Source organism: Aureicoccus marinus, assembly GCF_002954325.1.
In the GTDB taxonomy this organism is placed as follows: Bacteria; Bacteroidota; Bacteroidia; order Flavobacteriales; family Flavobacteriaceae; genus Aureicoccus; species Aureicoccus marinus.
In genome coordinates this window covers 1,975,877-1,992,965 of sequence record NZ_MQVX01000001.1, presented here as the reverse complement: position 1 = coordinate 1,992,965, position 17,089 = coordinate 1,975,877, and the positions used below count along the sequence as shown (strand labels likewise).

The 17,089-nt window shown below is 46.7% G+C and carries 17 protein-coding genes, 1 tRNA gene and 2 pseudogenes; 10 read left to right on the top strand and 10 right to left on the bottom strand.

The window, feature by feature from the left end:
* Positions 1-8: 8 nt before the first annotated feature.
* The 10 genes from BST99_RS09265 (at position 9) to BST99_RS09220 (ending at position 6,292) form a co-directional block, all read left to right on the top strand.
* Positions 9-776 (top strand): TatD family hydrolase, encoded by a 768-nt coding sequence (locus tag BST99_RS09265; protein WP_105001549.1) that lies wholly within the window; start codon positions 9-11, stop codon positions 774-776.
* Positions 773-1,810 (top strand): asparaginase, encoded by a 1,038-nt coding sequence (locus tag BST99_RS09260; RefSeq protein WP_105001548.1) that lies wholly within the window; start codon positions 773-775, stop codon positions 1,808-1,810. The genes BST99_RS09265 and BST99_RS09260 overlap by 4 nt, the downstream gene beginning before the upstream one ends.
* A 74-nt stretch (positions 1,811-1,884) precedes the next feature.
* Positions 1,885-1,972: transfer RNA gene (locus BST99_RS09255), tRNA-Ser, on the top strand.
* A gap of 87 nt (positions 1,973-2,059) precedes the next feature.
* A complete protein-coding gene (locus BST99_RS09250; protein ID WP_105001547.1) occupies positions 2,060-2,794 on the top strand; it encodes a MotA/TolQ/ExbB proton channel family protein in 735 nt (244 codons plus the stop codon).
* 27 nt (positions 2,795-2,821) lie between these two features.
* Complete coding sequence (locus BST99_RS09245) at positions 2,822-3,262, top strand: hypothetical protein (RefSeq protein ID WP_105001546.1); 441 nt, start codon at positions 2,822-2,824, stop codon at positions 3,260-3,262.
* Between the two features lie 12 nt (positions 3,263-3,274).
* Positions 3,275-3,895 (top strand): ExbD/TolR family protein, encoded by a 621-nt coding sequence (locus BST99_RS09240; protein WP_105001545.1) that lies wholly within the window; start codon positions 3,275-3,277, stop codon positions 3,893-3,895.
* Between the two features lie 11 nt (positions 3,896-3,906).
* Positions 3,907-4,389 carry an ExbD/TolR family protein gene (locus BST99_RS09235; protein ID WP_105001544.1) on the top strand — a complete coding sequence of 161 codons (483 nt, stop codon included), beginning with the start codon at positions 3,907-3,909 and terminating at the stop codon, positions 4,387-4,389.
* A 137-nt stretch (positions 4,390-4,526) separates the two neighbouring features.
* Positions 4,527-5,144: an ExbD/TolR family protein gene (locus tag BST99_RS09230; RefSeq protein WP_105001543.1), complete on the top strand. Its 618-nt coding sequence runs from the start codon at positions 4,527-4,529 to the stop codon at positions 5,142-5,144.
* Positions 5,141-5,608, top strand: coding sequence for an ExbD/TolR family protein (locus tag BST99_RS09225; protein WP_105001542.1), 468 nt, complete (start codon positions 5,141-5,143; stop codon positions 5,606-5,608). The genes BST99_RS09230 and BST99_RS09225 overlap by 4 nt, the downstream gene beginning before the upstream one ends.
* 42 nt (positions 5,609-5,650) lie before the next feature.
* Positions 5,651-6,292: a porin family protein gene (locus BST99_RS09220; RefSeq protein ID WP_105001541.1), complete on the top strand. Its 642-nt coding sequence runs from the start codon at positions 5,651-5,653 to the stop codon at positions 6,290-6,292.
* Positions 6,293-6,342: 50 nt separating this feature from the next.
* Here BST99_RS09220 and BST99_RS09215 read toward each other — a convergent pair whose 3' ends face one another.
* From BST99_RS09215 to rplM, 10 genes and pseudogenes are all read right to left on the bottom strand, one after another.
* Positions 6,343-6,948 (bottom strand): hypothetical protein, encoded by a 606-nt coding sequence (locus BST99_RS09215; RefSeq protein WP_105001540.1) that lies wholly within the window; start codon positions 6,946-6,948, stop codon positions 6,343-6,345.
* Positions 6,948-8,404: pseudogene (rpoN, locus tag BST99_RS09210) on the bottom strand (RNA polymerase factor sigma-54). The gene BST99_RS09215 and the pseudogene rpoN overlap by 1 nt, the downstream one beginning before the upstream one ends.
* A gap of 91 nt (positions 8,405-8,495) precedes the next feature.
* A complete protein-coding gene (gene asnS, locus BST99_RS09205; RefSeq protein ID WP_105001539.1) occupies positions 8,496-9,929 on the bottom strand; it encodes an asparagine--tRNA ligase in 1,434 nt (477 codons plus the stop codon).
* A gap of 50 nt (positions 9,930-9,979) precedes the next feature.
* Positions 9,980-12,424, bottom strand: coding sequence for an efflux RND transporter permease subunit (locus BST99_RS09200; RefSeq protein WP_105001538.1), 2,445 nt, complete (start codon positions 12,422-12,424; stop codon positions 9,980-9,982).
* A gap of 97 nt (positions 12,425-12,521) precedes the next feature.
* A pseudogene (frr, locus tag BST99_RS09195) lies at positions 12,522-13,075 on the bottom strand (ribosome recycling factor).
* Between the two features lie 27 nt (positions 13,076-13,102).
* On the bottom strand, positions 13,103-13,810 hold the full coding sequence (pyrH, locus tag BST99_RS09190; RefSeq protein ID WP_105001537.1) for a UMP kinase: 708 nt from the start codon (positions 13,808-13,810) through the stop codon (positions 13,103-13,105).
* Between the two features lie 85 nt (positions 13,811-13,895).
* Positions 13,896-14,723, bottom strand: a complete 828-nt coding sequence (gene tsf, locus BST99_RS09185; protein ID WP_105001536.1) for a translation elongation factor Ts — start codon at positions 14,721-14,723, stop codon at positions 13,896-13,898.
* A gap of 74 nt (positions 14,724-14,797) precedes the next feature.
* Positions 14,798-15,883, bottom strand: a complete 1,086-nt coding sequence (gene rpsB / locus BST99_RS09180) for a 30S ribosomal protein S2 (protein WP_105001535.1) — start codon at positions 15,881-15,883, stop codon at positions 14,798-14,800.
* 202 nt (positions 15,884-16,085) lie between these two features.
* Positions 16,086-16,472, bottom strand: a complete 387-nt coding sequence (rpsI, locus tag BST99_RS09175; protein ID WP_105001534.1) for a 30S ribosomal protein S9 — start codon at positions 16,470-16,472, stop codon at positions 16,086-16,088.
* A 4-nt stretch (positions 16,473-16,476) separates the two neighbouring features.
* A complete protein-coding gene (gene rplM, locus BST99_RS09170; RefSeq protein ID WP_105002481.1) occupies positions 16,477-16,932 on the bottom strand; it encodes a 50S ribosomal protein L13 in 456 nt (151 codons plus the stop codon).
* Positions 16,933-17,089: the final 157 nt, after the last annotated feature.

Here is a 17,089-nt window from a genome sequence, read left to right as displayed (position 1 = left end):
TTTGCAGCATGGTTCTAACCGACACCCACACCCACCTTTATTCGGAGTCCTTTGATGAGGACCGCTCCGAAATGATTCAACGTGCTCTTGCAAAGGGGATCGAGCGTTTTTTTGTTCCGGCTATCGATTCGACCTATACCGATTCAATGAAAGCACTTAAAAAGGCTTTCCCTGAACAAGTGCACTTGATGACCGGGCTTCACCCCACTCATGTGAAAGAGGATTACGAAGAAGAGCTCTCTCATGTGCAGGAGGAATTGGAGAGCGGAGAATACATTGCTGTGGGAGAGATTGGAATGGATCTGTACTGGGATAAAAGCTTTGTACAGCAGCAGGCCGATGCCTTTTTGCGCCAAGCGGCTTGGGCGAAAGAAAAGGACCTGCCCATCATCATTCACTGCCGGGACGCCTTTGATGAGATCTTTGAGCTCTTGGAAGGAATGCCTCAACAGGAATTTAAGGGTATCTTTCATTGCTTTACAGGGAACGAAACTCAGGCCCAGCGCCTGATTGATTGGGGGTTCTATTTGGGAATCGGGGGAGTAGTCACCTTCAAAAATGGCAAGATTGACCAGTTCCTGTCGCGTCTTCCTCTTGAGTCCATTGTTTTGGAAACGGATGCTCCTTATTTAGCACCTACCCCGTATCGAGGTAAACGAAACGAAAGTGCCTACCTGGAAGAGGTCGCTCGGAAAGTGGCTGCGATCTACAGAAAAAGCCTGCCTGAGGTCGCTAAGGTGACCACGGCCAATTCACAACAACTCTTTGGGATATGAGCAAGAAAACTGATACGGCCGTTTTACTGATTTATACCGGAGGTACCATCGGGATGGTGAAGGACTACGAAACCGGGGCCCTGCGCGCTTATAAGTTTAAGCGACTGATGAATAATATTCCCGAACTGGATCAGCTCGATTGTCGAATCGAAGGGATCTCATTTTCGGAGCCTTTGGATTCTTCTGACATGGGCCCGGACAATTGGGCTTACCTCGCTGAGCTTATCGAAAAGAACTACGAAAAGTACGATGGCTTCGTGGTGTTACACGGTAGCGATACGATGAGCTACTCCGCATCTGCTCTCAGTTTTATGCTGAAAGGATTAAAGAAGCCCGTGATTTTTACCGGTTCCCAATTGCCCATCGGAGATTTGCGAACAGATGCTAAGGAAAATTTGATCACCTCTATTCAGATCGCTTCCTTGAAGAAAAAGGGCAAGGCAGTCATTCAGGAAGTTGGACTCTATTTTGAATACAAACTCTACCGAGCCAACCGAACCACGAAGATCAATGCAGAGCATTTTGAAGCTTTTGAAAGTCCAGACTACCCGCCTTTAGTGGAGTCCGGGGTACATTTAAAAGTAAATACCCCTTTTTTGCTCCCGGAGGGTAAGGATAAATTTGAGGTGTCGACAGCAATGTGTCGGGAGGTCGGATTGATCAAATTATTCCCGGGCATGACAGAGAGTTGGTTAAGACCGCTCATCGAGCATCCCGAGATGAAGGCTCTCATCTTCGAAACCTACGGTGCAGGCAATGGACCTACCGCTACTTGGTTTCTCCGTATGGTTCGCAATGCAGAACAGCGCGGGGTGCTACTTATTAATACTACCCAATGCGCAGGAGGGCAGGTGGCCATGGATCAATACGAGAATGGAAAGACCCTCAAGAACATCGGAATGATCGATGGGAAAGACCTGACCACAGAAGCGGCTGTGGCAAAGGCTATGAGCCTTTTGGGGCAAGGTTTAAAAGGCTCAGAATTCAAAAAATGGTTCGTTCAACCGATAAGGGGTGAAATGAACCAAAATTAACGCCTCAAATTTTCTAAAAAGGCGATTTTTTCGTTTATTGGCCGGCTGAATGAAAGGCCTGTAAACGGTCAATTAGAGAGGTGGCCGAGTGGTCGAAGGCGCACGCCTGGAAAGTGTGTATACACCAAAAGTGTATCGAGGGTTCGAATCCCTTCCTCTCTGCTAAATTCGAACTACGGGCTCTGTCCAAGTGGTTTATAATTTTTTTTATCTTTAACTCGTTAACTAACTAAATTTAAGTTTGAACAAATGAAAAAAATATCCTTAAGTCTGGCCACAGCCGGAATGTTTGTTTTAGGTACTGCATCAGCTTCTGCTGCCATTGTGCAAGATGAAGCTGCTGGTGAAGCAAAGAAAGGTTTTCAGCAAGTTTTAAAAGAGCAGTTCATTGCAGGTGGCCCTGAGTTTATGGGTATTGTATTGCTTTGTTTGATTTTAGGATTGGCTGTTGCTATCGAAAGAATCATCTATTTGAACATGGCGAGCACCAATTCTTCCAAGTTGAAAATGCAAGTAGAAGATGCATTGGCTTCAGGGGGTGTTGAAGCGGCTAAAGAAGTTTGCCGTAACACAAAAGGACCTGTTGCTTCTATCTTCTACCAAGGTCTTGATCGCGCTGGTGACGGACTTGACGCTGCTGAAAAAGCGGTTGTTGCTTACGGTGGAGTTCAGATGGGTCAATTAGAGAAGAATGTATCTTGGTTGTCTCTCTTCATCGCGATTGCTCCGATGCTTGGGTTCATGGGTACGGTAATTGGTATGATTCAGGCCTTCCAAAAGATTGCTGCCGTAGGTAACTTGAGTGCCTCTTTGATTGCTGGTGATATCCAGGTAGCACTTTTGACTACAGTATTTGGTTTGATAACGGCGATTATACTTCAAATTTTCTACAACTACATCATTGCTAAGATTGACAGTATTGTCAACGATATGGAAGATTCTTCGATCTCTTTGATCGACATGTTGTCTGCTCACAAGAAGTAATTAATAACCTTTTAAAAGCAGATCGAGATGTATAGAATTATCAAAATAGCACTTATCGCGTTGGGTATTGTTTCTGCAGTTCTGTGGGTACAGCTCCCTTCTGCAGATGATCCAGGAGCATTGGACAGCACTTCTATGGGCTTTATGTTCTTTATCATGTATGGAATGTTGGCTTTGGCTGCTGTTTCTGCATTGTTCTTTGGATTGACAAAAATGATCACTACTCCAGGTGGGCTTAAAAAGGCGTTGTTTTCATTCGCTGGATTGGCCGTATTAACTATTGCAGGTTATGCAATGGCTGGAGGCGAGCAAGCCGTAGTAGACGCCGTCGCTGATGAAAGAGGACTGGAAGTAACTACAGGCACTGTTAAAGCAATTGGAACACTCCTGAATGTATTCTTTGGAATGGTCGCTATCGCAATTTTGCTGATGGTCGTTCCTGGATTCAAGCGGGCGTTGGGCCGATAAAAATATTCAAGTATGGCTAGAAGAAATGGCGCACCCGAAGTAAACGCGGGTTCGATGGCAGACATCGCCTTCCTACTTCTTATCTTCTTCCTGGTAACCACTACCATTGAGACAGATGCAGGTTTGGACCGTATGTTGCCGCCGATTGAACCGCCCGAGGATGACGTAGTAATTAAGCAGAAGAACATTTTTACGGTGAACGTAAACAGAAATGGTCAATTGCTTGTAGAGGAGGAGTTGATGGATATCAAAAACCTCCGTGCTGCGGCAGTAGCATTCTTGGATAACGGTGGACTAAAACCGGGAGAAGAAGGATATTGCAACTACTGTAAAGGTGAGCGCGATCCTGGTTCTTCGGATAATCCTGGAAAAGCGATTATCTCTTTGAAGAATGACCGTGAGACCAAATACAGCGTGTACATTACTGTACAAAATGAATTGGTAGCGGCCTACAATGAATTGAGAAACCGCGAGGCGAACCGCCTTTTTGGACGTGACTTTACGGACATGGAGCAGGAGTACCTCAACCCAGAGACACCAGAAACGGTTCGAGAAGAACTAAAGGATAAAGTGAAGCGTGTTCAGGACCTCTTCCCACAGAAGCTGTCTGAAGCGGAAACCAGTAAAAATTAAACAAGAACAGAATGGCCAAGTTTGCTAAGAAGAAAGATGGAGATTTGCCAGCGGTGTCTACGGCTTCCCTGCCGGATATTGTATTCATGTTGTTGTTCTTTTTTATGACGGTGACTACGATGAAAGACAGTACGCTGTTGGTAGAGAATACTCTGCCAAACGCAAGTGAAATCAAGAAGCTAGAGAAGAAAGACCGCATTATTTTTATCTATGTGGGAACGCCTTCCGAGGAATACCAAGCCGTTTACGGAACAGAAGCAAAAATTCAGTTGAATGATAAGTTTGCCAATGTTTCCGAAGTAGGATCTTATATCCTAGCTGAGCGTGCGAAGAAGCCTCAGGAAGTACAGAACTTCTTGACAACTGCACTGAAAGTTGATAAGAATGCGAATATGGGATTGATTTCTGATATCAAGCAGGAATTGAGAAAGGTGAATGCACTTAAAGTGAATTACACCACTTACCAAGGAAACGCTTTCAATAACTTACAGTAGTATAGTTTAACGAGCTTGAAAAAACGCCTCCCTTTGGGGGGCGTTTTTTTTTTACTCCGGTTTTGGAACGGTTGTTGTTTAGATGAATGAACAACAACCAGCCCCTTTATTGAGATGTCAAACCAAAACCGATCATTATGTCTTTTTCTCGAAATCAGGCCCCCTCAGTCAATGCGGGATCCATGGCCGACATTGCCTTCTTACTCCTTATTTTCTTTTTAGTTACCACCACACTGGAAACGGACCAAGGGATTAGTCGTTTATTGCCTTCTAGTGATACACAGGTGCCCACACCAAAAGCAGAGCGTAATATTCTGCGAATTTCTTTAAATGCCCAGGACGCTATTATGGTGGGTAATCAAGTGGTCACCTTAGAAGAGGTGCCCGGATTGGTCATGTCCTTTTTGGACAATGGAGGTAAGGACAGTTGTTCTTATTGCCAAGGCCAGGGGCTGAATGCCCTCTCGGATTCTCCGAAAGCGGCCGTTGTTTCACTTTCTTCCGCCTCTCAATCCAGTTATGCGCAGTACATCGCTATTCAGGATGCCCTTTCTATTGCTTATACGGAGCTCAGGGATCGCGAAGGGCTGCGACTTTATCAGGAGAGCTTTTCTTCCATGAAAGAGCGCTGGGCTTCACCAGAAGTTACAGCTGAAGAGAAACAGCAGTTGACTCAGAAATTAAAACAACTTCAAAACCTCTTCCCTCAACAAATCGTCGAAAGTAAACTCGACCCTCAAAACCAAGCATCATGAAGTTTAGCAATGAACGTCGCGGCATGCAGGAACTCAATACAGCCGCCCTACCGGATATCGTCTTTATTCTCCTCTTTTTCTTTATGACCACCACGACCTTCAAGAACACTCAGGTCCAGGTAGAGAATCAGTTGCCTTCTGCTAAGGTAGTAGAGCACCTGGAGCGCACGGATCGCACTATTACCCTATTGGTGGGGCAACCGCTTAAAGGACAAGCCGCCGCTGAGGGAGAACTATCAGCGCTCATTCAGATTAACGATCGTCTACTAGGTCTGCAATCCTTAGAGAATGAGGTCTTGAAAGAGATCAATACCAAGCCTCAATACCTCAGAGGTGAAGTGGAAGTTATCGTCAAGGTAGATGCCGGAGTGCGCCTTGCCGTCGTTCAGGAAATCAAAGAGAAACTCAGCGCCCTGTCGGTACGAAAAGTTCATTACGTGGCTCTGCCGAAGGGAGACGGATAGATTTCTTCGCACAACTGACCCAGCTTCTCGTATTTTTGTGGTATGGAAAGACAGAAGCCTTCTTGGAAGCATGGGTTAAATTTGAGCCTATTGGGTATTCTGTGCTGCTTTTCTCTGGCGGCTCAGCAAGAGAACGAGCGTTACTTCGAAGATCAGTTCTATGCGGGGATCGCCTACAATATTCTGACTGAGCGTCCCACGGATGTGGTGCAAAGCAGTTTGTCTTATCACCTGGAAGCAGGTCTAGTAAAGGATATTCCACTCAATGCCTCCCGAACCTTTGGTCTCGGACTCGGACTGGGCTATGCCGCAGATGCGTACTACTCGAATATCGGTGTGACCCAAGAGGGAGAGCAACGGACCTATTTTGTTTTGGATAACGCGGATTTTAAGCGCAGCAAGTTTCAGACCCATGCGGTAGATATTCCTTTAGAAGTGCGGTTACGAAGCTCTACGGCCGATTCTTATAAGTTTTGGCGGGTGCATGCGGGGATGCGTACGAGTTATGTCTTTGGCGCTCGTAGTGTGCTGGTGACCGATGATCAACGCTCGGGATTTAAAAACCAGGATGTGCGCCAGTGGCAGGTGGGAGCCGTACTTAATTTTGGGTACAACACCTTTAATATCCATACCTACTACGGTTTGACTCCCCTCCTTGATCCGGAAGCCAGATCAATGGGGTAACTATTTCTAGCCGGGTCATTCGAGTCGGAATCGTTTTTTATATTCTTTAGTTAGATCCAGTAGGTGTAGGTCAGTAATTGAGCCAGTCCTCCAATAAACAATCCCAGACTTAATTCGACTTTACTGTGGGCTTGCATGGCCAGACGAGAAGAAGCGACCAGACCGGTTAGGAGGGTCCAAACCGCGATGGTCCCTGTGATGTTTTTCTCGAAGTGCATGCTCAGCCCAATTAAAAAGACCAGTACTGCTCCCATACAGAGCATATGAATACTGATTCTTAATCGCATAAATAGTAGAGCTAGAGCAGTGGTCAGGGCCATACAGAGGCCTACCATATAGAAATAAATTTCGGCTGTGCCCAAATCAGGTAAAAAGCGGTAAATCAGTCCCAGATACAAGGCTACGCTAATCATCAGCGGGTACTTTCGCTCGGCGGCACTGGGAGCGAATACGGATTGGAGAACTCCCATACTGCGCAGCAAGGCGTAAACAATCAAGGGAATGACAATGGTGATGACCAAAAAGGCCAGAAAAAGGGACCAGGACTCTTTTTGTTCTCTATAGAGAGGATTGAGTAAGACGACCGGAATACAGCCTGCTAAGGGAGCGAAAAGCGGGTGAAAGAGGTAGGAGAGGAGTTTTAAAAAGTGCCTCATCAGATTTCTTTACGTAAACGGGCAACGGGGATGCCCAGTTGTTCCCGGTACTTGGCTACGGTTCGGCGTGCGATTGGATAGCCTTTTCTTTGAGCATCTTGGCCAGTTTATCGTCGGTCAGTGGTTTTTTCTTATTCTCGTCTTTGACCACCGTCTCCAAAATTTTCTTGATTTCCCGGGTCGATACTTCTTCTCCCTGCTCATTTTTCATGGCTTCCGAGAAGAAATCCTTGATCAGCTTGGTCCCATAAGGCGTATCGACATATTTGCTGTTGGCCACCCGCGAAACGGTCGAAACATCCATTCCGATTTTGTCGGCAATATCTTTGAGGATCATGGGTTTGAGTTTCCGCTCATCCCCGGTCAAGAAGTACTCCCTTTGGTACTCCATGATGGTGCTCATGGTCACCAAAAGGGTTTGCTGTCTCTGTTTGATGGCGTCAATAAACCACTTGGCCGCATCGAGCTTTTGTTTGATAAAAAGAACGGTGTCCTTTTGGGACTTGGATTTTTCTTTAGCGTTTTTATAGCCTTCCAGCATATGGCTGTAGGACTTGGCAACATGAAGCTCCGGGGCGTTCCGCCCGTTGAGGGTCAATTCCAGATCCCCTTCGACCAGGCGAATCGAAAAATCAGGTACGACCTGCTCCACAGGGCGGTTGTTTCCTGAATAGGCCCCTCCCGGTTTGGGGTTGAGTTTTTCAATTTCTTGTAAGACCTCTTTGAGTTGCTCTTCGTCAATCTGGTGTTTCTGTAGCAGCTTATCAAAGTGTTTTTTGGTGAATTGTTCAAAGGATTTCAGGATGATCTGCAACGCCAATTCCACGGTTTCGGTCTGTTCTTTGCGGCTCAATTGTATAGAAAGGCACTCCTCCAAATTACGGGCGCCCACCCCTGCCGGATCGAGCTCTTGTACGACAGTGAGGACTTCCAAGACTTCGTTTTCTTCTACAAAGAGATTCTGGGTAAAAGCCAGGTCATCCACGATATCGGGAAGAGGGCGACGGATATAGCCACTCTCGTCCATGCTACCCACCAGATATTCTGCGACTCTCCACTGCTGATCGTCCAGATAGAGGGTGTTGAGCTGATTGATCAGGTGCTGGTGAAAAGAAACACCGGCAGCGTAGGGAATGGTTTTTTCTTCGTCATCCGAACTGTAGTTGCTGACCTGCGTTCGGTAGTCAGGAATCTCGTCATCGCTCAAGTATTCGTCGATGTTGATGTCCTCCGCCTGTATGGTCTCGTTCCCTTCATCCGGATCGTAGAGGTCGTCGTAGGTGTCGGTTTCGGATTCACTGCTTTCTTTGCCGCTTTCCAGGGCCGGGTTTTCTTCCAGTTCTTGCTTTAAGCGCTGCTCAAAAGCCTGCGTAGGCAGCTGAATCAGCTTCATCAGCTGAATCTGCTGAGGCGAAAGTTTTTGCGAAAGTTTGAACTGTAAATGTTGCTTAAGCATACCGAAATACCTCTAGAAATATAAATGTAAGCAATCCAAGGATAGAGCAAAATGCATAGGCATAAGAAGCATCGGAAATCGATAAAATTCCTTAGAATTCTGCGTTCTGTGGAAAACGAGGGTAAGGAATCGCATCGCGGATGTTACCCATTCCGGTTACGAACATCAGCATACGCTCAAAGCCCAATCCAAACCCGCTGTGAACGGCTGTTCCAAAGCGTCGAAGATCCAGATACCACCACAGTTCCTCTTCGTCAATGCCAACGGCTTTGATTTTTTCTTGTAAGACGTCCAGTCGCTCTTCTCTCTGGGAGCCTCCAATGATTTCTCCGATTCCGGGGAAGAGCACATCCATAGCGCGAACCGTCTTCTCGTCATCGTTGAGGCGCATATAAAAGGCCTTGATGTTGGCGGGGTAGTCGAAGAGAATCACCGGACATTTGAAGTGCTTTTCGACCAGGTAGCGCTCGTGCTCACTTTGTAAATCGGCTCCCCACTCGTCGATTGGGAAAGCGAATTTCTTCTTTTTGTTCGGCTTGCTGTTGCGCAAGATGTCAACGGCCTCGGTATAACTGACCCGCTTAAATTGGTTATCGACCACAAAGCGCAGTTTTTCGATCAGGCTCATTTCGCTCCGCTCGTTTTGCGGTTTGGTCTTTTCTTCGTCAAGCAGGCGCTTTTCGAGGAAGAGAAGGTCTTCTTCACAGTTTTCCAATACATAGCGAATGATGCTCTGGCTAAAGTCTTCTGCAAGGTCCATGTTTCCGTCCAGGTCGTAAAAAGCCATCTCCGGTTCAATCATCCAGAACTCGGCAAGGTGGCGAGAAGTATTCGAATTCTCGGCGCGGAAAGTCGGGCCGAAGGTGTATACTTTGCCCAAGCCCATAGCGTAGGTTTCGGCCTCTAATTGTCCAGAAACAGTCAAGTGGGCTTCTTTGCCGAAAAAGTCTTCCTTAAAATCGACTTCTCCTTCTTCATTCAGAGGAGGGTTTTTCGCATCTAGCGTGGATACACGAAACATTTCACCCGCTCCTTCTGCATCAGAACCCGTGATCAAGGGAGCGTGCATATTGAAGAAGCCTTCGTTACGGAAATATTGGTGGATTGCAAAAGCCAAAGCCGAGCTGATGCGCATCACGGCCGAGAAGGTGTTGGTGCGAACACGTAAGTGCGCCTTTTCGCGTAAGAACTCCAGGGAGTGCTTTTTAGGCTGAATAGGATATTTATCAGGATCCGCCTCTCCGAGCACTTCGAGTTTATTGACTTGAATTTCTACTGCCTGACCGCGGCCTTGACTAGCGGTTAGAACTCCGCTGATTTTAAGCGCGGCGCCGGTGTTGATTTTCTTCAGTACCTCTTCGTCTAAATTCTCGTAATCTACGACACATTGGATGCTGCTCAGGCAGGATCCGTCGTTAAGAGCGATAAATCGGTTACTTCTAAAGGTACGTACCCAGCCAGAAATCGTGACTTCTTGGTTCATGCCTGAGGTACTCAACAGTTGCTTTACAGTAAAAACGTGCATAGTGCTTGTTTAAAAAGACGGTAAATATACTTTTTTGAAGCCGTTTGGATTTATTTTTTTCGCGGGACTTCTTCCTCTTCCAGGATGTTGATGTGCGGCTTCTTAAATACTTTCTTATTGGCGATGTTACGTTCTAAAGATAAGAGGAGGGAAGGGAGGAGCACCAGGTTGGCCAGCATCGCAAAAAGCAAGGTAGCTGATACTAGGGCACCCAAAGCTACTGTGCCTCCGTAACTGGAAATTACAAATACGGAGAATCCAAAGAAAAGTACGATGGAGGTGTAGAACATACTCACTCCGGTTTCGCGAAGAGCGGCATAGACGGATTTCTTGATTTGCCAACGGTTCGCAGTAAGTTCCTGACGGTATTTGGCCAGGAAGTGGATGGTGTCGTCTACTGAAATACCAAACGCGATACTGAAGACCAGGATGGTCGATGGTTTAATCGGTACGCCCAAAAAGCCCATAAGCCCAGCCGTGATGAGCAGAGGCAGGAGGTTGGGGATCAACGATATGATGATCATCCGGAATGACCGGAACAGGTAGGCCATAAAGAGCGAAATCAATGCAATGGCCAGGGCCAAGGAGATCAAAAGGTTATTCACCAGATACTTCGTCCCTTTGAGGAACAACAAGGCCTTTCCGGTCAGGTAAACTTCATAGCGCTCCGCCGGAAAGATCTTTTCAATACTCGCGTAGAGGGATTCTTCGATTTCTTCCATACGGTCGGTTTTGACGTCGCGCATAAAGGTGGTCATTCGCGTGATCTGCTGGGTGCTGTCCATGAAGACCTCCATGAGTTTTTCGGACTCTTTCTTCTCCTGAGCCCCTTCGGTTGCTAGGCTATCTCCCTTTGGAGAAGTAAAGAAGGACCGGCGAATGGCATCGGTGATAAAGGACCTTTCTTGAGAGGACGGCATTTGGTAGTACTTGGGCATGCCGCTGTAGAATGCCTGCTTCGAGTATTTCACCAAGTTGATTACCGAAAGGGGAGTAGAAAGCTCCGGAGTCTCTTCGATTTCGGTTGCCAAATCATTCATGCGGTTCAGGGTGGCGGGTTTCATCACCCCTTTGGCTCGTTTAGTGTTAACGACCACCTCGACCGGCATGATGCCATTGAACTCTTCTTCAAAAAACTGGATGTCTTCAAAAAAGTGACTCTCTTTGGGCAGATCCTCAATCCGACTTCCGGTTATCTTGATTTGGTAAATACCGATGATGCTGGTGATCAAGATGATCAAGGAGGTTACGTAAACGGCAATTCGGTGGTCGCGAACCAAGCGCTCCATCCAACTTACAAAGGTGTCGATCCATTGGGTGTTCAAGTGCTTCAGGTGCTTGGTTTTAGGCAGTGGCATGAAGCTGTAGATGATTGGAATGATCAAGAGGGACAAGATGAAAATTCCCAGGATATTCAGAGAGGCAACGATTCCAAACTCTTTAAGAAGTAAGCTGTCCAGAATGATGAAGGTGGCAAAGCCAGAAGCCGTGGTCACATTGGTCATCAGGGTGGCGTTACCGATCTTGATGATGACCCGCTGAAGAGATAGGGCTTGGTTTCCGTGTTTTTTGACTTCCTGCTGGTATTTGTTGATCAGAAAGATGCAGTTAGGTATTCCGATGACAATAATCAAGGGAGGGATTAAGGCGGTAAGAATAGTGATTTCGAAGCCGAGCAGTCCCATGATTCCGAATGCCCACATCACGCCAATAATGACCACACACATCGAGATGAGGGTGGCTCTAAAGCTTCGAAAAAAGAAGAAAAAGATCAGGGAGGTCACCCCCAGGGCGGCCAATACGAAATAGCTGATTTCGTCGGTGATGGTTTTGGCGTTCCAGGTCCGCACATAGGGCATGCCCGAAACCTTGACGTCCAGACCGGTTTCTTCTTCGAAGTTCTTTACGGCGTTGGCCAGGTCATTTAGAATAAAAATATTCCGAACGGGTTCGTCCAGCAACTGCTTGTCTAAATAGGCCACCATCCGAATGGATCCCGTTTCTTTATTGAAGACTAGGTTTTCGTAGAAAGGCAGGTCGTACAGATGCTGCTTGATGCTGTCGATTTCCCGAATGGTGGTCGGGGTTTTGGTGATCAAGGGTTTGAAAAGAAAGGAATCTTTCACCTGATCCCGCACCAACTCATGGAGGTTGTCCAGAGAAATGACGGTGTCAATTTCTTCCAGCGCGTGAATTTCTTTGCTCAGGCGGTTCCAGCGGCTGAATTTAACCGGTGTGAACAGGGCCGGATCCTTAACCGCCAAAACAATGGCGTTGTCTTCCTGCCCAAAAAGATCGACAAAGGATTGGTATTGTACAATGGCTGGATGGTCGTTGGGAAGTACACTGGCCTCGGCGTTGGAGAAGTTCACTTTGTTCCACTGCATTCCCAAGAATACCGTGATGGCAGCGAGCACAAGAAGGATGGCGATGCGGTTGCGCAAAATAATGCGCGCGGTCATTGCCCAAAACCCTTCTAAAAACTCTTTTAACATCCCCGGAGAATTGGGCGCAAAGTTAAAAAAATAGGCCGGGTCAACCTAGTTGCCCGGCCCAAGAATACCTTAAAATCTGGCCTTTTGCTAAAAATGCTTAGACCTTCATGATTTCGCCTTCCTTCACTTGAAACAAGTCGTCAATCTTTTTGGTGTACGCGTCGGTCAATTCTTGAACATCAACTTCCGCATTGCTCAACAAATCTTCAGAGATTTCGAGCTTCTTTAGTTCCTTGTTTGCTTCCTGGCGCGCACTGCGAACTCCTACACGAGCATCCTCGGATTCGGCTTGGCTTGCTTGACCAAATCGATCCGTCGCTCCTCTGTCAAAGGGGGTACATTGATGATGACTGATTCCCCATTATTCATAGGGTTGAAGCCTAAATTGGCATTCATAATAGCCGTTTCGATCTCGGGGATCATGTTTTTCTCCCAGGGCTGAACAGAAAGGGTTCGGGCATCGGGGGTATTGATGTTCGCGACCTGCGAAAGCGGAGTTTGCGTTCCGTAGTAGTCGACCATGACAGTAGACAACATCACCGGACTGGCCTTACCAGCACGGATTTTTACAAACGCCTTCTCCAGGTGTGCAAGTGCAGCATCCATGCTTTCTTTAGCGCTGTCGAGTACAAAGGTAATTTCTTCGTTCATAGGTGGTAAATATAAGTTCCTCCAGTCTTAATTGTCAACAACCGTACCGATATTCTCTCCGGAGGTGATACGGTTTAAGTTCCCACGGGTATTCATATCAAAGACCACGATGGGCAAGTTGTTTTCTTGGCTCAGGGTAAAGGCTGTCGTGTCCATGACCTTCAATCCGCGTTGCAGTACTTCTTCAAAACTGATGCGATCAAACTTGGTGGCTGAGGCATCTTTTTCTGGGTCTGCGGTGTAGACACCGTCAACGCGAGTTCCTTTGAGAATCACGTCGGCTTTCACTTCAATCGCTCGAAGTACAGCTGCAGAATCCGTGGTGAAGTACGGGTTTCCTGTACCTCCGCCAAAGATGACCACGCGGCCTTTTTCGAGGTGGCGAATAGCGCGGCGACGAATAAAAGGTTCGGCAACTTCGTTGATTTCAATGGCAGATTGCAAGCGGGTTTCCATTCCGGCGGCTTCCAAAGCGGATTGTAGGGCAAGGCCATTGATGACCGTGGCGAGCATACCCATGTGGTCACCCTGTACACGGTCCATTCCCTGACCAACTCCTTTTAAACCTCTGAAAATGTTACCGCCACCAATAACGATGGCGACTTCGACCCCTTGGTCTACGATTTCCTTGATGTCTTCGGCATATTCTTGTAGTCTTGCGGGATCAATCCCGTACTGTTGTTCGCCCATCAAGGCTTCTCCACTCAACTTGAGGAGAATTCGTTTGTAGTGCATGTGTTTTGCTGTTGTAGTCAGGGCAAAAATAATAAAAAAGCCGGTCCACAAAGTGGCCGGCTTTTATCGTTCGATGAAGAAGCGCTTAGCTGTCTAATGCTACACGGGAGAATCCGGTAACGGCCAGACCACCATCTACGCTCTTTACGTATTGAGCAACGCTCTGCTTGCTGTCTTTGATGAAGTCTTGGTTAACCAAGGTGTTGTCTTTGAAAAAACGCTTCAATTTTCCTTGAGCGATTTTGTCCAACATCTCTTCTGGCTTTCCTTCCTGGCGCAATTGATCTTTAGCGATTTCGATTTCTTTGTCGATAACCGATTGATCCACACCTTCTTCATTCAAAGCAACCGGGTTCATGGCAGCGGCTTGCATCGCAACATCTTTAGCAGCAGTTGCAGCGCCGTCAACAGAGGCAGAAAGACCTACCAAAGTGGCGATCTTGTTTCCTGCGTGGATGTATGAACCAACAAAAGGAGCAGAAAGAGTTTCGAAACTTCCGATTTCGATTTTCTCACCGATAACACCTGTTTGTTCAGTCAACTTGTCTGCAACGCTCATTCCGTTGAAATCAGCAGCAAGGAAGTCGTCTTTGCTTGCGTAAGTCAGTGCCAATTGAGCCAATTCATTAGCCAAGCTAACGAAGGTTTCGTTTTTGGCAACAAAGTCAGTTTCGCAGTTTAGAGAGATGATAACCCCTTGAGTGTTGTCTGCATTTACTTTAGCAATAGCAGCACCTTCAGAAGAATCACGGTCCGCTCTTTTCGCAGCGACCTTCTGTCCTTTCTTTCGAAGTAATTCAATGGCTTTGTCAAAATCACCCTCGGCCTCAACCAGAGCTTTTTTACAATCCATCATTCCGGCCCCAGTGGCCTTTCTCAACTTATTTACATCTGCGGCTGTAATATTCGCCATCTTAAAAAGTATTTAATGTGTTGAAATATGCGATACGATTTCGCGTATCAGTTTTAGGACAATATTCTAATCAATTAGGACTGCTCTACTCCGCCTTTGGCTTCGTCTTGCCAGGCTTTCAATTCATCCCACTGACCTGCAGCAGCCATTCCGGCTTGCTTTGGCCATGTTCCTGGCTCCAAGTGAGTCAAACGTGAACTCTTAGCAGCAAGGATTTCTCTGATTTTTTCAGGATCTGCAGCGGAAAGAGCAGCATAAGTACTGATTCCTGCTTCAACCAATGCTTCAGCAGCTTTTGGTCCGATACCTTCGACCTTCGTCAAATCGTCTGCCTTTGTTGGAGCAGCTTCCGTAACAGGAGCTTCTTCTTTAGTAGGAGCCTCTTCCTTGACAGGAGCAGCTTCTTTTGCTGGAGCAGCTTCTTTCGCTGGAGCAGCCTCCGCAGCACCTTCTTTGCTTTCTTGTTTTTCGGACTTGCGTTCAGCCAGTCCTTCTCCAACAGCCTTGGTAACTTCGGTCATGATGATTTCGATGGACTTACCAGCATCGTCGTTGGCTGGAATCACGAAATCAATCGGACGTGGATCAGAGTTGGTATCTACCATAGCGAAGATCGGAATGTTCAATTTCTGGGCTTCTTTTACGGCGATGTGCTCACGCATGGTGTCAACGATGAAGATAGCACCTGGAAGACGAGTCATGTCAGAAATAGACCCGAGGTTCTTCTCTAGCTTCGCACGCAAACGATCTACTTGCAAACGCTCTTTCTTAGAAAGGGTGTTGAACGTACCGTCCTTCTTCATGCGGTCGATAGAGGCCATTTTCTTAACCGCCTTACGGATGGTTACGAAGTTGGTCAACATTCCACCGGGCCAACGCTCTGTGATGTAAGGCATATTTACCTGGCTCACTTTGTCGGCGACAATGTCCTTGGCTTGTTTCTTAGTCGCTACAAAAAGAATCTTACGACCAGAAGCAGCAATCTTCTTGAGGGCTTCTTGAGCTTCCTCCAGTTTCGCTGCAGTTTTGTACAAATTGATAACGTGGATGCCGTTGCGCTCCATGTAGATGTAGGGAGCCATGTTCGGATTCCATTTTCGGGTGAGGTGCCCAAAGTGCACCCCTGCGTCTAGTAAATTTTTTACTTCGACTTTTGACATGTTACATTTAGTTTACGTTCTTGAATTAGCAATAAAAAAGTGGTCCACACCGAAGTGTTTCGCCTCTCTTATTTAGATGCTAAACTAAATACCGTACCGCCGTATTATTAGCAGTTTTCGGGTAACTAGGGCAGTGCAAACACTGCTTTCAATGAACAGGGTTAATATAAAAATAAACCACCCGTTAAGGATGGACCAATTCTTAACGTTTAGAGAACTGGAATTTCTTACGGGCTTTCTTCTGACCGAATTTCTTTCTTTCAACCATACGTGGGTCACGCGTTAATAGGCCTTCTGGTTTCAAAGCCGTTCTGTGCTCTTCGTTCATCTCGCACATGGCGCGGGACAAAGCCAATCGGATGGCTTCCGCTTGTCCTGTGATACCACCACCAACAACGTTGACTTTCATATCGAATTGACCATCAGTCCCGGTAAGGGTGAATGGTTGCTTTACTTTGTACTGCAGAGGAGCAGTAGTAAAGTACTCTTCTAGCTTTCTTTTGTTGACAGTGATTTCTCCTTTTCCTTCGGAAACATAGATACGAGCTACTGCTGTCTTTCTTCTACCGATCTTGTGAATGACCTCCATAGGATTATTTGTAATCTTCTAGATTAATGGAACGTGGATTTTGACCCTGATGTGGATGCTCAGTACCAGCGTATACTTTTAGGTTGCGGAAAAGCTCTGCACCTAATTTGTTCTTAGGTAGCATTCCTTTAACTGCTCTTTCAACCAAACGCTCTGGATGCTTTTCGCGAACATCGATGACTTTAGCGGTGCGCTGCCCACCTGGGTACCCGGTGTGGCGAATGTACTCTTTAGAGTTCCACTTGTTTCCGCTCAAGTGCACTTTTTCTGCATTGATGACAATAACGTTGTCTCCGCAATCCACGTGAGGAGTATAGCTAGGCTTGTATTTTCCTCTTAAGATTTTGGCCACTTTAGAGGCTAGGCGCCCTAGGGTTGCTCCTTCTGCGTCAACCAAAACCCACTCTTTTTGTACGGTGGCCTTATTGGCTGAAATAGTCTTGTAACTTAATGTATCCACTGCGTGTTCCAGTTTAATTCTTTCTTCCGCTTGCGATAAACGGGCTGCAAATGTACGATTATTCAATTGATATACAAATGCTTCTTCTGGAAAAAAAGCGGGTGTTTTTATCTTGCGGAATTCACCGCCGAAAAACCGAGCTGTTCCTTCTAAGTGC

Bases quoted from the DNA above. Each gene is read 5' to 3' on its own strand.
- BST99_RS09240 (WP_105001545.1), top strand. From the start codon at position 3,275: ATGGCTAGAAGAAATGGCGCACCCGAAGTAAACGCGGGTTCGATGGCA.
- BST99_RS09200 (WP_105001538.1), bottom strand. From the start codon at position 12,424: ATGTTAAAAGAGTTTTTAGAAGGGTTTTGGGCAATGACCGCGCGCATT.
- BST99_RS09245 (WP_105001546.1), top strand. From the start codon at position 2,822: ATGTATAGAATTATCAAAATAGCACTTATCGCGTTGGGTATTGTTTCT.
- pyrH (WP_105001537.1), bottom strand. From the start codon at position 13,810: ATGCACTACAAACGAATTCTCCTCAAGTTGAGTGGAGAAGCCTTGATG.
- BST99_RS09260 (WP_105001548.1), top strand. From the start codon at position 773: ATGAGCAAGAAAACTGATACGGCCGTTTTACTGATTTATACCGGAGGT.
- BST99_RS09220 (WP_105001541.1), top strand. From the start codon at position 5,651: ATGGAAAGACAGAAGCCTTCTTGGAAGCATGGGTTAAATTTGAGCCTA.
- BST99_RS09235 (WP_105001544.1), top strand. From the start codon at position 3,907: ATGGCCAAGTTTGCTAAGAAGAAAGATGGAGATTTGCCAGCGGTGTCT.
- BST99_RS09230 (WP_105001543.1), top strand. From the start codon at position 4,527: ATGTCTTTTTCTCGAAATCAGGCCCCCTCAGTCAATGCGGGATCCATG.
- BST99_RS09250 (WP_105001547.1), top strand. From the start codon at position 2,060: ATGAAAAAAATATCCTTAAGTCTGGCCACAGCCGGAATGTTTGTTTTA.
- BST99_RS09215 (WP_105001540.1), bottom strand. From the start codon at position 6,948: ATGAGGCACTTTTTAAAACTCCTCTCCTACCTCTTTCACCCGCTTTTC.
- tsf (WP_105001536.1), bottom strand. From the start codon at position 14,723: ATGGCGAATATTACAGCCGCAGATGTAAATAAGTTGAGAAAGGCCACT.
- asnS (WP_105001539.1), bottom strand. From the start codon at position 9,929: ATGCACGTTTTTACTGTAAAGCAACTGTTGAGTACCTCAGGCATGAAC.
- BST99_RS09265 (WP_105001549.1), top strand. From the start codon at position 9: ATGGTTCTAACCGACACCCACACCCACCTTTATTCGGAGTCCTTTGAT.
- BST99_RS09225 (WP_105001542.1), top strand. From the start codon at position 5,141: ATGAAGTTTAGCAATGAACGTCGCGGCATGCAGGAACTCAATACAGCC.
- rpsI (WP_105001534.1), bottom strand. From the start codon at position 16,472: ATGGAGGTCATTCACAAGATCGGTAGAAGAAAGACAGCAGTAGCTCGT.
- rpsB (WP_105001535.1), bottom strand. From the start codon at position 15,883: ATGTCAAAAGTCGAAGTAAAAAATTTACTAGACGCAGGGGTGCACTTT.